The sequence below is a fragment of the Cobetia sp. BL01 genome, from assembly GCF_056493605.1.
In genome coordinates this window covers 120,415-135,282 of the sequence record NZ_JBVBEE010000007.1, presented here as the reverse complement: position 1 = coordinate 135,282, position 14,868 = coordinate 120,415, and the positions used below count along the sequence as shown (strand labels likewise).

Below are 14,868 nucleotides of genomic sequence, written 5' to 3'. Positions count from 1 at the left end.
CCGCCTTCTCTCCTTGGATGGAGTTCTGCATGACCATCACCTGCATCAATGATCTGCAACGCTTGGCGAAACGCCGTGTGCCGAAGATGTTCTACGACTATGCCGACTCCGGCTCATGGACGGAAACCACCTATCGCGCCAACGAGGCTGATTTTGCCGCCATCGGACTGCGTCAACGGGTGATGGTCGACATGGACAATCGCACCCTGCGCACGCAGATGCTGGGAGAGGATGTGGCCATGCCGGTGGCGATCGCGCCCACTGGCCTCACCGGCATGCAGCATGCCGATGGCGAGATGCTGGCCGCGCGCGCGGCGAGTGACTTCGGCGTGCCCTTCACGCTCTCGACCATGAGCATCTGCTCCATCGAGGATGTCGCATCCGTCAGCACACGCCCCTTCTGGTTCCAGCTCTACGTGATGCGCGACAAGGATTACATCGGGCGGCTGATCGATCGCGCCAAGGCGGCGGAATGTTCCGCGCTGGTGCTCACCGCTGACCTGCAGATCATCGGCCAGCGCCACAAGGACCTGATCAATGGCCTGAGCGTCCCTCCTCGCCCCACCGTGGCCACCGCGCTAAACCTGGCGACCAAGTGGCGCTGGTGCGCCGGCATGCTGAAGACGAAGCGCCACAGCTTCGGCAACATCGCCGGTCACGTGAAGGACGCCGACAACCTCAGCTCCCTGTCGAAATGGACCGCCAGTCAGTTCGACCCCAGCCTGAGCTGGGATGACATCAAATGGATCAAGGATCGCTGGGGCGGCAAGTTGATCATCAAGGGCATCATGGAGCCGGAGGATGCCGAGATGGCCGTTCAGGCAGGCGCCGATGCCGTGATCGTCTCCAACCACGGTGGACGTCAGCTCGATGGTGCGGCCTCCTCCATCTCCGCTCTGCCGGACATTCTCGCGGCGGTCGGCGACAGGACAGAGGTCCACATGGATGGCGGGATTCGCTCTGGCCAGGATGTGCTCAAGGCGGTGGCGATGGGCGCCAAGGGCGTCTATCTGGGACGCGCCTTCCTGTATGGACTCGGCGCCATGGGCGAGCAAGGCGTGACGAAGACCCTAGAGATCATCCACAAGGAGCTCGACACGACGCTGGCCCTGTGCGGACTGCGGGATATCCACGACGTGGACACGCGAATTCTCAGGCCCGGCACCTATCCGGTGGCCAGTTCACAGACCAGAAGCTCGTGAGAAACACGAGCCTTTGATGACGACGACGGCCGACATGCGCCGGTGGAATCAACCACGGCACATGTCGGCCTGTCATCCTGTGCACGCTGCCCTCTCGGGCCAGCGCACCGGCTTGCCTCAATGCACCTTGAGTCGCGGCCCCATGGCGTGGCGCAACACATCACTGACCACCTCGGCTGAGCCCTTGAGCGGCCCCAGCAGCAGGAACTGATGCTGACGCTGCAGTCCTTGGTAGGCCGCGCGTGCAAAGCGCCCTCTCACCTGCAGATCCTCATGCCCATCGTTGCCTTGTGCGTTACTCAGCTTGGCGCTGAGCTTGCCACCGAGCTCACCGACGCTGCCCGCCCTGGCCAGCGACAACAGCGTGCCGCGATCCTTGAACTCGAAGACCTGAGCCGCCTCGCCCTGCTGGCGACGCGGCAGTTCTTCCGCCAGGAACTTGGCCTGTTCGCTGGCCACCTGTGCCGTGGGTGGCAAGGGTGCCTCATCGATGCAGGCACAGTCGCCCAGCGCGTAGATGGCTTCCTGCTCAAGGCATTGCAGTCCGGGCGTCACCTTCCATTGACGCTTCTTGTTGCTGGCCAGACCTTCGACCTCCTCGACGATGGCAGGCCCCACACGCCCCGCCGCCCAGACCACCAGGTCTGCCTCGCGAGTCACGGACTCGTCACCTTCGCTGATCTCGACGCTGCCGGGTGATACCTTGGCGACCTGACGAGACAGTTCGATATTGATGCCCTGTGCCTCGAGTCGCTGATGGATCGCCTCGCGCAGTTCCTCGGAGACCCCCGGCATGAAGGTCTCGGTGGCCTCGAGGATCGTGATCTCGACCCGCGAGTCCTTCGGCGCAGGCGCATCATGTCTGCCACGCGCCTCATGCAGATAGGCGGCGAGCTCGACACCGGTGGCACCCGAGCCGACGATCACCACCTGATACGGCCGCCCCGGAGACTCTTGAGCACCATCCTTGGCACCATCCTGGGGGGCTGACGCGCTTGAATCCCCTGTCGATGCTGTTTCCCTTGCCACATGGTTGGCCAGCAAGCCACGCGAGAAGCGCTCGGCAATACGTTCGGCGTCTTCGGGCGAGTCAAGCAGACAGGCATGCTTCAGCACGCCCTCGACGCCCATGTCAGGTGTCACCCCTCCCAAGGCCAGTACCAGCTGGCGATAACCTCTGACGCGGACCGGCACCTCGGCGGTCGCGTCATCTTCCCTGCCCGGTATCGCCGCAAGGGTGATCTGGCGTTGTTCAGGGTCCACGCCTTCGAGGGCGCCGCACTCGAAGCGAAATCCCCACTGCTCCGCCAGACCGGCATACCCCAACTCATCGACCTGGCGCCGTCCGAGGCCCGCCGCGATCTCATGCAGGCGCGGCTTCCACACGTGACTGGTGTCGCGATCGATCAGCAACACGTCCTTGTGGCCTGCCTTGGCCAGGCGAACCGCCAGTTCCAGTCCGCCGGCACCGCCACCGACGATAACGATATCGGCGTCACGCGTTCGCTGAGAATCATGCGTTTCCATAGGGCCTCCTTTCGCGGGGTCGAATAGAGAAACCTTATGTCAGACCAGGCGCTTTTCAAGACTGCCACCCGGAACTTCGCCAATGCGCAGCCTTTGATGCGACGCGTCATGCCCTTGATCGAATTCGCGACGCTCACGTGCGCATTGCGGGTTTGACAGCGCTCGAGTCCGCGACTAAAGCTTATTTATACGAATAAATATGAATGACTCGCCTCCGCTCAGGACATCGCATGCCGACATCGCCTCCACCACTGATCACGTCACGCACCAGCAATGGCTCTGGCGCTCCCAAACGCCAGAAACTGGCCGAGCTGATCAGCGATGACCTGAGGCGCAGCATCGTGCGTGACGGGTTGAGCGAAGGTGACCGGCTACCCAACGAGAAGGCGCTGATGGCCCAGTACGGCTGCGCCAAGGGCACGCTGCGTGAAGCCCTCAAGATTCTGGAAGTCGAAGGCTTGATCACGCTGAAGACGGGCCCCAATGGCGGCGCCGTGCTGAATGCGCCGAGCATGGAGCCCGCCAGTCGCATGCTGAGAAGCTTCCTGCACTTCAAGACGCTCAATGGCGCCCAGGTCTATCAGCTGCGCCGGCTGCTGGAAGTCGAGATGGCGGTATCGGTGGTGGGCCTGCTCAGCGAAGAGGATCTGGTCGCGCTCGAGCACAATGTCAGTGACTGCAGTTGCCATCAGCCACAGGGCGAGGACCAGCGTCGCCAGCGTTTTCTGGAAATCGAGTTCCATCAGGTACTGGCGCGCGCCTGTCCCAACCCGCTGCTCAGCTTCATGTGCCAGTTCCTCAACGACATGCTGCACGAGCTTGTCGTCATCAAGAAGGCCTATCTCCCGGAGCGCAAGCAGTTCGATGCCGCCAATCAGCATTACCACACCGGCCTGATCACGGCGTTCCGCCAGCAGGATCACGAACAGGTCCGTCAGCTCATGACGGAGCACATGCAGGATGCCGAGCACCATATGACGGCCCTCGAGGTGGAAATGGCCGACCAGCTGCTCGTCACTCCGGCGCAGCTGATGGCCGACAGCAGAGCCTGAAACCGCACGACACATCACAAGAACAATATTCACGAGAGGAAGGAAATCGATGACCACTGCCCAGATGGATACCTCCCCCGTCAGCACCCTGAGCGAGCTGCGCACCGACAGTGATCGCCTGTGGCAATCCCTGATGACCCTGGCCGAGCTGGGCGCCACGCCCAAGGGCGGCGTCAACCGCCAGGCGTTGACCGAACTGGACCGCCAGGCGCGCGACCTCTTCATTCAATGGTGCAAGGCCGAAGGCTGCACGATCCGTATCGATGCCATCGGCAACATCTTTGCGCGCCGCGCCGGCACCGATCCGGACGCCCCGGCGGTGATGACCGGCAGCCACATCGATACCCAGCCCACGGGCGGCAAGTTCGATGGCTGCTTCGGGGTGATGGCGGGACTGGAAGTGCTGCGCAGCCTCAACCAGCACGACATCAAGACCCGCTGCCCGGTGGAGGTGGTGGTCTGGACCAACGAGGAAGGCTGTCGCTTTGCGCCCTGCATGATGGGGTCCGGTGTGCATACCGGCCAGTTGTCATTGCACGAGATGCTGGCTCAGAAGGACACGGATGGCGTGACCGCCGGCGAAGCGCTGGATGCCATCGGCTATCGGGGCAGCGATGAGATCCCCCGCGAGAACGTGCGCGCCTTCTTCGAGAGCCATATCGAGCAGGGCCCGATCCTGGAAGATGAAGAGACCACCATCGGCGTGGTGATGGGTGCGCTGGGCCAACGCTGGTTCGATCTGTCGCTGACCGGCCAGGAAGCCCATGCGGGCCCCACGCCCATGTCGCTGCGCCAGGACGCCATGCTCGGCGCGGCCGAGATCACCGTCGCCGTCAATCGCATCGCCATCGAGCATGCACCGCACGGTCGCGGCACCGTGGGGGTGATGCAGGTCCATCCGGGCTCTCGCAACGTCATCCCGGGTCAGGTCAACATGACCATCGACCTGCGCTCGCTGGAGCCCGACTCCCTCACCGCGATGGTCGCCGAACTCAAGGAAGTCGTCGAAGCCGTCAGCCAACGTCACCGTCTGGCCTTCGAGCTCACCCCTACCGCCGACTTCGTCCCCGAGCACTTCGCCGACAACTGCGTGAACGCGGTGCGCAATGCCGCCAGCCAGCTCGGCTACTCGCATCTCGACATAGTCAGCGGTGCCGGTCACGACGCCATCTTCATGGGCCGTATCGCTCCCGCCGGCATGATCTTCGTCCCCTGCGAAGGCGGTATCAGCCACAACGAGATCGAGAATGCCGCCCCCAAGGACCTGCACGCCGGCTGCAACGTGCTCTTCCACGCCATGCTCGATCAGGCCGAGATCGTCAGCTGAGGCGTGATTTCCCTTGCACAGGATGACAAGACGCCCCGCTCGAGAGGTCATCGAGCGGGGCGTCTTGTGTCTGGCGCTGTGCATGGCCAATCCGTGCGACCCGCCATGAGTCGCTATTGAAGAGACCGCTTCCAGAGACTCTCGATGCTGTCCATCTCCGCCGGACCGAAGAGTGCCTCGGGCTCGCCGCGGTACCAGGCCCAGAGCTGATCCCCGAAGTCGAAGTGCCACCATTCGCTGGGCAGGTTGGTGAAACCGGCCTGGGCCATGACGTGATAGAGCAGCCGCCGGTTGTCGCGTGCCGCAGCCTGGGGCGTGTCTGCGCCAGGCGGATGACGTTCGAAATAGTCCGCGTGGGACTCAGGTGTCGCCTCATCGAACAGCGTCCCCATCTCGAGCAGCAAGCCATCGGCATCGCAGATCGTGACATCCACGGCACCGCCGGTGAGGTGCGGGCTCGGCGCGTCAGGATCACGACTGGGCAAGGAGACGAACTCCCGCGTACGCGCCAGCAGCTGGGCCTCGCAAAGCGAGGGGTCATGCGTCTTGAGCGACTGATACAGCGTCTCGAACAGATACTGCTGTACCCGCCAGGGTCGCCAGCCATCCATCACCACCAGCGACAGCCCTTCCGGCAAGGCGCGTGCGGCCTGCAGCAGGCGCTGATACACCGCACGCCGCACCAGACATTCATTGACCGCCCCGGGAATGCCGAGGCGTGCGTAGGCGGGATAGACCTTCAGGCATGACGGCCCGAGGCTGGTGGGCACCAGAGGACTGTCACAGCCCTTCACGGGGATGCAGGTCACCTGCGACCAATCCGGCTCGTCATGACTCGGGATGGCAGGAGGCGTAAAAGTCAGTGATGACGTCATGAGGTGTTATCCAGACAGGGTCGGCAACCACAGAGTTAAGGGCGGGAAGACGATCAGCATCAGCAGTACCGCGACCGCCACCAGCACGAAGGGCCAGATGGTGCGAAACAGTGAGGTGATCTCGAGCTTGCTGACCGCGGCGGCCACGAAGACGCAGGCCCCCATCGGCGGCGTGATCAGCGCGATGGTGATATTGAGCGTGATGATGACACCCAGATGCACGGGGTCGATGCCGGCGGCCATGGCCACGGGCACGAAGATCGGTGTCAGCAGCATCAGCGCCGAGACCTCTTCCATGAACATGCCGGTGACGAAGGTGATGGCACTGAGCAGCAACAGGATCAGGATCGGGCTGTCGATGTAGGGCGTCAGCAAGGCCACGAACTGATTGGGCACCTGGGCATAGGACAGCAGCCAGCTGACGATGGACGACACCGCCATGATCACGAAGATGGCACTGGTCAGACGCGCCGTATCCTTGATGGCACCCCATACCTCGACAAGCTTGAGCGGCCCCTGGCACAACCCGCAGAGCAGCACGTAAGCGACGATCAAGGCGCCGGATTCCGTCGGGGTCACGATGCCCAGCACGATACCGGAGACGATGATCACCGGCGCGACCAGTGCCGGCAGCGCGCCGATGATTGCCGAGATCACTTCACTGCGTGCCGGTGCCTGACCGCGCGCCTGCAGGCCATGGCGACGGGCATACCAGGCGTTCATCGCCATGAACGCCACCGCCAATACCAGTCCGGGCACGACCCCGGCCAGGAACAGGCTGCCCACGGAGGTATTGGTCAGCGAGGCGTAGAGGATCATGAAGATGCTGGGCGGAATGATCGGGCCGATCAACGAGCTGCCTGCGGTCAGGCCTGCGGCGAAGGACGTCGAATAGCCTTCCTTGCGCATGGCGGGCACCAGCAGCGAGCCGAGCGCGGAGGTATCGGCGACCGCCGAGCCATTGACGCCGGCGAAGAAGACGCTGGAGACGACGTTCACGTGGCCCATGCCACCGCGCAGATGCCCGACCATCAGCCGCGCCAGGCGCATGAGGCGCTCGGTCAGGCCACTGATGTTCATCAGGTTGCCGGCAAGGATGAACAGCGGAATCGCCATCAGCGAGAAGGCATTGATGCCACCGAAGAACTGCTGTGGTCCGAGACGTTCCAGCATCGAGATATCGATGAACAGAAATCCGGTCACGGCGGTGGCGAGCAGGGAGAGAAACAGCGGCAGGCCCAGCAGGACGTGCACCACGAAGATGGCCAGCATTGCCCAGATCATGTGCGCGGCCCTCCTGTCTTGTCATCATGCGCCGGAAGGTCGGCGGCCTCCTCGTCCGGTGCGATCTCCAGTGTCTGGGATCTCAGCGGCCGTGGGCCATGCAACAGCACCTGGGCCGTGATCAACGCGAAACCGATCGGCATCGACAGCATCGGCACGCTGCGGCTGATGCCCAGCCCCATGGTGCGGAACATGCTCGCCGACATGGCGTAGTGCCAGGTCATCCAGGTCGCGCCGGCCATCAATACGAGCGTCAGCCACCATTGGTAATGGATCAGCCCCCTGGCCATGCGCGGAGGCAGACGCCGTTCCAGCAGCGCCACGCGCATGTGTGCCCCTTCTGCCCAGACGACGCCGATCGCCAGCATGACACTGGCGATGATGAGATAGCGGGTCAGCTCATCGACCCAGATGGGCGCGCCGCCCAGTACATAGCGCATCACCACGCCGTAGAGCATGATCAGCACCGTGGAAGCCAGCAGCATCGCCGCGAGCGCCAGCGTCACGCGGCCACAGGCATGCAGCAGGCCTTCCCTGAAGGAAGACAGTCGTGAAGGAGTCATGGAAGTCATTTACCGCAATCCACCAGAAAGGAGGGAGAATCAAAGCCCCGATGCCCGGACGACATTGCCCGGGCAACGGGGGAACTGCACCATCAGCTCATCAGGCCCAGGGCTCTCTCACGTCGAGAGGCGCTGACGTCGAGAGGCGCCCGGGCACTTCGCTGTGGAAACCGCGCGCCTCACATGCCCCTCATGAAGAGAGACCGGCATCCTTCATCGCGGTATCGATCAGCTCTGGTGCGATGTCCTGACTCTTGAGCCACTCGAGGTAGGCTGGCTGGCCCTTGCTGCGGAACGCCTCGAGGTCTGCCTCGCTCGGGCGGATCACTTCCATGCCCTGCTCTTCAAGCAAGGCGATGCGTGACTCGACCTGGCTCTGGTTGTCCTGACGGGCCTGGGCATTGGCTTCCTTGACTGACTCGAGCAGTGCGGTGCGCTCTTCGTCAGACAGGCTCTCGAGCAGCTGACCATTGGCGACCAGGAACTGATCCGAGTATTGGATGTTGGCCAGCGTCAGGTACTTCTGCACTTCCTGCAGACTGCCCAGCAGGATGTACATAGGCGGGTTCATCTGACCATCCGCCACCCCGGTGCGCAGCGCCATGTAGACTTCCGTCCACGGAATCGGCGTACCCGAGGCGCCGAAGGCCTCATAGAGCGCTACCTGGCTCGGGTCCATGGCGCGGAAGCGAAGCCCCTCGAAGTCATCGGGGCTGGTGATCGGACGCTTGTCGTTGGTAAAGGCCAGAAAGCCCCCCTCCTCCACGACGGCCAGAATCTCGGCGCCATTGGCGCGCTCGCTGAACAGCTTCTGCACCTGCTGCCAGTACTGACCTTCATCGAAGAAACGGCGGGCATCCTCAAAGCCGTCGAACATGAACGGCGTGGCGCTGACATAGACTTCCGGCACGATGGGGGCCATGCCCGCGAAGGAGGCGATGTTCAGACTCGGCGAGCTGATCACCTGCTCCATGCGTTCCTGCTCTTCACCCAGCATGCTGTTGGGATAGAGCTTGAGTTCCAGCTCGCCATCGGTCTTCTCTTCCACCAGTGTCTTCAGGTTGCTGGCAAAGACGTGCACGGCATTCTTGTCGGCATCCGGTGCACCGTTGTAGCTGAGGTTGATGCTCTGGGCCTGCACGCTGGCCGCCAGCAGGCTGAGCGCCAGAGTGGAACCGGTAAGCGTCTTGCGCAGCAGAGATGTCTTGGACAAGGTCATGTGGATTCCCTTTTGTTGTTGTAGATATCTGTTGTATGCGGCGGAGAAGCGCCGTTCTGGGGTATGGCACTGTGGCCAGCCAAATATCGAGCGTTGCTCCCACACGTCGAAAGTAGCGTTGTCGCTGTAGACTAATCAATCATGCAGGTGTTGTTTTTTCGTCCACACCTACTGGACCAGACAAGCCCAAATCTGGCTTGGCGTTCCCACAGACCTGACGCACCCAAAGACCAGGATGGCCCCGCAAACCGGAGTTTTCGGGGCCATTTCAATGACACGGCGAGGCTGTGCTGATCGAAGCAGGGCTTGACGAGGCGCTACATCGTCAGTGGGCATGCTCCCCCTTGAGATCACTGCGCCAACCCATACCGGACTCTTCCATCAGGCGTTCATGTACGCCCTCGATATTGAGACCGACCCACTCCTCATACTGAGCCAGATCCCTGTACTCGGAGAGATCGACCTCCTGCTGGATCTGCTCCAGTGACTTGCCGGCGAGAATGCCCTCCGTCACCTGAGAATACAGTGACTCCAGATAGGTCAGGTAGCGTTCGACATCGGCGTGATCACCGATCTCGGCATGCCCGCCAACGAAGGTATCGAAGTCATATTCCAGCACTTCACGCGTCGAGTTGATCATGCCCTGGATGTCATAGCTCCAGAGCTTCTGCCACGGCATGCGTCCGATGACGATCCAGTCGACCACGAACATCGTGGTGTGGTCCTTGAAGTACATGCTGATCGACCCGCGCCCGTCATTCGGGCCGTGATACCGCAGCTGGACTTCCTTGCCGCCCAGTCGCAAGGTCATTTCATCCTCGAAGACGAGATCCGGCGGTACGGCCTTCGCCCGGGTATTGGCGATATCCTGAGCTGCCAGCCGGTGCGCGATGAAGGTGGTATCCGGCGTGTCGAAGACCTCGCCGCCATAGATGTGATCACTGTGGTTGTGGCTATACACCACATAGCGAACCGGAGTGTCGAAGCGCTGCTTGATCTCGTTGTTCAACCAGCTCGCCGCAGCGTGATTCATCGGGTCCGTCACCAGCGCGCCCTGATCGGTGATCATGAACACGGAGCGGTGGCGATCATCGATGAAGCGATAGAGCCCCTCTCCGAGAGGTTCTATCTCATAGGCCTGGGCCTGCAGACTGAAAGGAAGCGCTGCCAGCGCCAGTAGTGTCTTGAGGGGGCTCAGCATCGGAGGAAATCCTCGCATCAGGTGTTGTTGTCGTGAGATATCACTATGCCCAGACTCTGATACGAGAAGCCGTCAAGACTGGATGCGCCGAGGATTGACCCACTCGCGGCGCTGTCCAGCGGGTGTCACTTGCCGAGCAGGCGCGGCGCGTCTGCGGTGAAGAACCGCAATCCCTGCTGCAGGTGGGTAAGGCAGGCCTCGACGGCCACCGTCATCTCACGCCCGCGCCGCGTACACATCTGCGCGCGGGTCTGTGCCAGGGCCGGATGCTGCATCGGCAGCAGGCAGATATCGCCACGCCGCAACTCCTCCACCACGCTGAGCTCGGGCATGAAGGTGACACCGATTCCCGAGCGCACGAAGTTCTTGAGCACCGAGACGGAATTGGTGCGCAATTGCGCACGCAGTGAGACCCGCTCCTGCTGCGCCGCCTGATTCACCATCTGGCGCATGCCGGTGCACTCGTCGATCAATGCCAGTGGCCAATCCGCCACCTGTGCGAGCGTCAATGGCTTGCCGATCTCGAGCAGCGGATGTGCCGCCGGCACGATCAGGTCCAACGGCTGGCAGGTCTCCACATGACAGCAGAGAATCGGGTCTACCGGCGGGGCGTAGAGAAGCGCGATATCCACCTCGAAGTCGCGCAACAGCTCGGTCGCCTCATTCACCCCCGCCATGCGCACCACGACCTCGATGCCAGGATGGCGGGCCATGAAGCTCTGCAAGGGCAGCGAGATCAGATCGGCGATGAAGCCCTCGCCCACCGCGATTCGCACTTCACCGCTACGCAGCCCCTGCAGGGCACTCAGCTGCGAGAGCGCTGCGGCCTCCGCCGCCTGCTGACGATGGAAATGATCCAGCAGCAACACCCCGGCCTGGGTCGCACGCATGCCCGTCTCGCTGCGCTCGCACAGCGCGACACCCACCTCTTCTTCCAGCTGCTTGATCTGGCGGCTGACGGCGGAAGGGTCGAGATTCAAGTGTCTGGCCGCGCGGCGCAATGAACCTCGTCGGATGATTTCATTCAGCGCCGTCAACGCCTTGGGATTGAGCATGGAGACAGTACCCGCCAGCAGCAGTGGAGGAAGAGGCAAGACTCGGATCACTCAGGATATCCCTGCAGTTCAAGCGACTCCAGAGGCCCATATCGTGAAGTGATCGACAACGAAAAAGGAGCCGCTTGGGCGGCTCCTTGTAGTTCGACGTGATCAGCAGTTGCCTTTCTTGGCCTGCCCGGGCGGACAGAAGTCGCCGCCTCCACGCTTGTGGTCATGGTGTCCATCACCGATCTCGATAATGGGTTCGGCATCGATCCGCGCCGGTGTATAACTGCACCCTGCCATTACAAGGGCGCTCAACATCACCAGGCTGACAAGTCGCATACTAGTCTTCATCATCATTCCTTTTCATGAAAATCAACCATCTCTTGATGCCTCACATCGTACCGGAACACAAGCAACAGAGAACGCAATTTCTCAGCGAATGATAGTGTGGGCCCAGGGGTGCATCATCCATTGAGACAGGATCTGGCCATGTTCGATTTCAAGGAAGTGGAAGCCTTCGTGTGGATCACCCGCTTGGGATCGTTCCGGCTGGCCGCCCAGCACCTGCATCTGACCCAGCCCTCGATTTCCGAACGTATCAACAAGCTGGAAACCACTCTGGAAACCCGTCTGCTGGAGCGCACTCGCCGACCGGTACAGCCGACGCTCAAGGGGCGCGAATTCTATCGCCACGCCGAGGCGCTGCTGGAAGCGCGCCAGAAAGCGCTATCCATGATGGAGTTAAATACGCCCTTCCAGGGCGTGCTGCGACTGGGTGTCGTCGAGACCGTCGCCCATAGCTGGCTGCCCGGCTTTCTGGCCGAACTGGCGCGCCGCTACCCGGACCTCACCCTGGAACTCGAGGTCGATAGCTCCCCGGGACTCGCCGCCATGCTCACCGCCGGCGATATCGACCTCGCCTTTCTGATGGGGCCGGTAACGGCAGAGAGTGTGCTCAATCGGTTTCTCTGCAGCTACACGATGGGCTTCGTGATCAGCCCCGCGCTGGGCTTCACCGAAGACAACTTCTCCTTGCGACGCTTGAATGCTCTGCCGCTGATCTCATTTGCCCGCAACAGCCGGCCGCACCATGAACTTGGCTCCATGCTGCATCAGATGGGACTCGATGACGTGAAGCTGCATTGTTCAAGCTCGCTATGGACCATCGTGCGCATGACGCTGGATGGCCTCGGCGTCGGCGCCATCCCGCCGCGCATCGTCGCCGAGGAAATCCGCCAGGGCACCCTGCTCAGCCTGCCCTGCGACCTCCCCGAACTGACCTTCACCGCCTCCTGGCCGACCCACATGGAAAGCGCCCTCGCCGAAGGGGTCTGCGAGCTTGCCATCGAGATAGCCCGCCAGGATCAGGAGGCTCATTCACGCCTGTCCTGAGCATCGCTGTCTGCCCACGACGCTCTCGTATTCCTCATGTTCCTGTTCCTGCTCCCGCTGTTCCTGTCTCGCTCACATCTCACGGGCCTGCGACGGGCCATTTCACACACCACATGAAAGGAATTTCCGATGTATTGACTCGATAAAAATCGATTGGATTTATCCGGGTGCGCTTCTTATGGTGAAGACAGACAACAACAACTTCACAAGAAGCCCCCACGATGCCCCAGACACTTCTCAGTGCCGCGTCGTCCCCCTGCGAGGCGCGCGAGCAGATCCGCAGCGGTCATTGAGCCAGCCACACCAGCGGTATCGCTGCAGGCTTTGCCCAGACCAACCTGATCATTCTGCCAGCCGAGGCTGCCGGCGAATTTCTGCAATTCTGCCAGGCCAATCCCAAGGCCTGCCCGTTGCTGGATGTCACGGCCGTCGGTTCTCCCGTCCCGACAGGGCTCGGTGAGAACATCGACCTGCGTCATGACTTGCCCGCCTATCACATCTACCGTCACGGCAAGCGTGAAGAAACGCGCACGGATATCGCCGCCCTGTGGCAGGACGATTTCGTGGCGTTTTCCATCGGTTGCTCGTTCTCGTTTGAAGAAGCGCTGCTCAACGAAGGCGTCGAGGTTCGCCATGCGCGCCTGAAGCGCAACGTGCCGATGTATCGCACCAACATTCCGCTGATCAATGCCGGACGTTTCCACGGCAATCTGGTGGTGTCCCTGCGCCCGATGTCGGCGGCGCATGCCATTCGCGCCATCCAGATCACCACTGACATGCCCCGCGTACACGGCGCGCCCGTCCATCTGGGTGACCCCGCCTTGATCGGCATTTCCGATATCAACACCCCCGACTTCGGCGATGCACCTACGCTTGAGACAGACGACCTGCCGGTGTTCTGGGCCTGTGGCGTCACGCCACAACTGGCGCTGGAGAATGCGCGCCTGCCGTTGGCCATCGCACACAGCCCGGGCCACATGCTGATCACCGATATCCCCAATCATCGCCTCAAATACGGATGACTGCTTGTGGGAGCCACGGACCTGCTCCGCAACAGACAAGACCGTCAGATTCTTTCGATAACACCAGATGCACAACAACAATGGTGACTCCCATGAAGACACGTTTTGCCCTCTCCACCCTTGGTCTCGCGCTCGCCGCTACCGGTAGCGCCAATGCTGCCGACACCCTCAACGTGGTAGGTAGCTGGAGCAGCCTTGAGCTCAACCGTCAGTTCGAGAAGCCCTTCTGGAGCGAGACGTTGCCAGCTGCCAGCAGCGGTGAGCTCAGCACCCAGGTGACCACCTTAGACCAGATGGGCATTCCCGGCTCCGACGTCTATCGCTACCTGGGCGATGGCGTCTTCGATGTCGGCATGACCGTGGCGGATTACACCGTGTCGGACGCGCCGGAACTCGAAGGCCTGGATCTGCCGATGATGGCTCCGACGGCCGAGGAGGCCCATAAGGTTGCCGAAGCCTTCCGCCCACTGGCCGAATCCGCCATGAACAAGCGCTTCAACAGCCATGTACTGGCGATCGTGCCGTATCCGGCCCAGGTACTGTTCTGCAATACCCCGATCGAAGGGCTAGATGGTTTGAAGGACAAGAAGGTACGTGCCAGTGGCCGCTCCACCGGTGAGTTCATCGAGGCGCTGGGCGCGCAGAGCCTCAACATCGCCTTCAACGAGGTGCCGGGCTCCCTGGAACGTGGCGTGATCGACTGCGCCGTCACCGGTTCGCTCTCCGGCTACAGCGCCGGCTGGCACGAAGTCTCCAGCCACCTGATGCCGCTGCCGCTGGGCGGCTGGGATTACGTGATCACCGCCATCAATCAGGACAAGTGGCAGAGCCTGAGAGCTGATAGCCAGACGCTGATCCAGCAACAGGTGGACAGCGAATTCACCGCGCCGGTGTGGGAAAACGCGCGTGGCGAGACCGCGCGTGGCGTGGCCTGTCTGACTGGCGAAGGCGATTGCCCGCTGGGCAAGAGCGCCGACATGACGCTGGTCGACTTCAGCGATGACGATGCCAAACGCGCACGTGCGGCGCTTGAAGACACCGTCCTGCCTGCCTGGGCGGCACGTGTCGATGCAGAGACGCGCACGGCCTGGAACGAGAGTGTCGGCAAGGTCGTCGGCCTGACCGCCACCGCGGAGTGATCCAACGGCCCCTGCTCGCGAA

The 14,868-nt window shown here is 62.1% G+C and carries 13 protein-coding genes and 1 pseudogene; 6 read left to right on the top strand and 8 right to left on the bottom strand.

The genetic code is table 11. The annotated features are described in order from the left end of the window. The first annotated feature begins 29 nt into the window (after nucleotides 1-29). On the top strand, nucleotides 30-1,202 hold the full coding sequence (locus ACZYGA_RS13270; RefSeq protein ID WP_077376993.1) for an alpha-hydroxy acid oxidase: 1,173 nt from the start codon (nucleotides 30-32) through the stop codon (nucleotides 1,200-1,202). Nucleotides 1,203-1,319: 117 nt separating this feature from the next. On the opposite strand, the gene ACZYGA_RS13265 is transcribed toward ACZYGA_RS13270, so the two are convergent. Continuing rightward, the gene (locus ACZYGA_RS13265; protein ID WP_479399339.1) at nucleotides 1,320-2,729 is read right to left on the bottom strand and encodes an NAD(P)/FAD-dependent oxidoreductase; all 1,410 of its coding nucleotides are present in this window, start codon (nucleotides 2,727-2,729) and stop codon (nucleotides 1,320-1,322) included. A 230-nt stretch (nucleotides 2,730-2,959) separates the two neighbouring features. Here ACZYGA_RS13265 and ACZYGA_RS13260 point away from each other — a divergent pair, with 230 nt between their 5' ends. Further along, the gene (locus ACZYGA_RS13260) at nucleotides 2,960-3,781 is read left to right on the top strand and encodes a FadR/GntR family transcriptional regulator (RefSeq protein ID WP_175090271.1); all 822 of its coding nucleotides are present in this window, start codon (nucleotides 2,960-2,962) and stop codon (nucleotides 3,779-3,781) included. Nucleotides 3,782-3,830: 49 nt separating this feature from the next. Beyond that, the gene (locus ACZYGA_RS13255; protein ID WP_254627160.1) at nucleotides 3,831-5,108 is read left to right on the top strand and encodes a Zn-dependent hydrolase; all 1,278 of its coding nucleotides are present in this window, start codon (nucleotides 3,831-3,833) and stop codon (nucleotides 5,106-5,108) included. A 113-nt stretch (nucleotides 5,109-5,221) separates the two neighbouring features. Here ACZYGA_RS13255 and ACZYGA_RS13250 read toward each other — a convergent pair whose 3' ends face one another. From ACZYGA_RS13250 to ACZYGA_RS13220, 7 genes are all read right to left on the bottom strand, one after another. After that, nucleotides 5,222-5,983 (bottom strand): M15 family metallopeptidase, encoded by a 762-nt coding sequence (locus tag ACZYGA_RS13250; protein ID WP_479399338.1) that lies wholly within the window; start codon nucleotides 5,981-5,983, stop codon nucleotides 5,222-5,224. A gap of 6 nt (nucleotides 5,984-5,989) precedes the next feature. Further along, nucleotides 5,990-7,267 (bottom strand): TRAP transporter large permease, encoded by a 1,278-nt coding sequence (locus ACZYGA_RS13245; RefSeq protein WP_077377007.1) that lies wholly within the window; start codon nucleotides 7,265-7,267, stop codon nucleotides 5,990-5,992. Continuing rightward, nucleotides 7,264-7,839, bottom strand: coding sequence for a TRAP transporter small permease (locus ACZYGA_RS13240; RefSeq protein ID WP_479399336.1), 576 nt, complete (start codon nucleotides 7,837-7,839; stop codon nucleotides 7,264-7,266). Before ACZYGA_RS13240 ends, ACZYGA_RS13245 begins: the two co-directional genes overlap by 4 nt. Nucleotides 7,840-8,020: 181 nt before the next feature. After that, a complete protein-coding gene (dctP, locus tag ACZYGA_RS13235; RefSeq protein ID WP_479399335.1) occupies nucleotides 8,021-9,049 on the bottom strand; it encodes a TRAP transporter substrate-binding protein DctP in 1,029 nt (342 codons plus the stop codon). Between the two features lie 325 nt (nucleotides 9,050-9,374). Further along, nucleotides 9,375-10,250 carry an MBL fold metallo-hydrolase gene (locus ACZYGA_RS13230; protein ID WP_479399333.1) on the bottom strand — a complete coding sequence of 292 codons (876 nt, stop codon included), beginning with the start codon at nucleotides 10,248-10,250 and terminating at the stop codon, nucleotides 9,375-9,377. Nucleotides 10,251-10,375: 125 nt separating this feature from the next. Next, complete coding sequence (locus tag ACZYGA_RS13225; RefSeq protein WP_289864190.1) at nucleotides 10,376-11,344, bottom strand: LysR family transcriptional regulator; 969 nt, start codon at nucleotides 11,342-11,344, stop codon at nucleotides 10,376-10,378. A gap of 114 nt (nucleotides 11,345-11,458) precedes the next feature. Beyond that, nucleotides 11,459-11,644 carry a hypothetical protein gene (locus ACZYGA_RS13220; protein ID WP_404626996.1) on the bottom strand — a complete coding sequence of 62 codons (186 nt, stop codon included), beginning with the start codon at nucleotides 11,642-11,644 and terminating at the stop codon, nucleotides 11,459-11,461. Nucleotides 11,645-11,782: 138 nt separating this feature from the next. On the opposite strand from ACZYGA_RS13220, the gene ACZYGA_RS13215 reads away from it, so the two are divergent. The 3 genes and pseudogenes from ACZYGA_RS13215 to ACZYGA_RS13205 all read left to right on the top strand — a co-directional run bounded on the left by ACZYGA_RS13215 (nucleotide 11,783) and on the right by ACZYGA_RS13205 (nucleotide 14,846). After that, a complete protein-coding gene (locus tag ACZYGA_RS13215) occupies nucleotides 11,783-12,685 on the top strand; it encodes a LysR family transcriptional regulator (protein ID WP_175090276.1) in 903 nt (300 codons plus the stop codon). Nucleotides 12,686-12,993: 308 nt separating this feature from the next. Next, a pseudogene (locus ACZYGA_RS13210) lies at nucleotides 12,994-13,707 on the top strand (putative hydro-lyase); the annotation flags it as partial. A 92-nt stretch (nucleotides 13,708-13,799) separates the two neighbouring features. Next, nucleotides 13,800-14,846, top strand: coding sequence for a TRAP transporter substrate-binding protein (locus tag ACZYGA_RS13205; RefSeq protein ID WP_404626993.1), 1,047 nt, complete (start codon nucleotides 13,800-13,802; stop codon nucleotides 14,844-14,846). The last annotated feature ends 22 nt before the right edge of the window (nucleotides 14,847-14,868 follow it).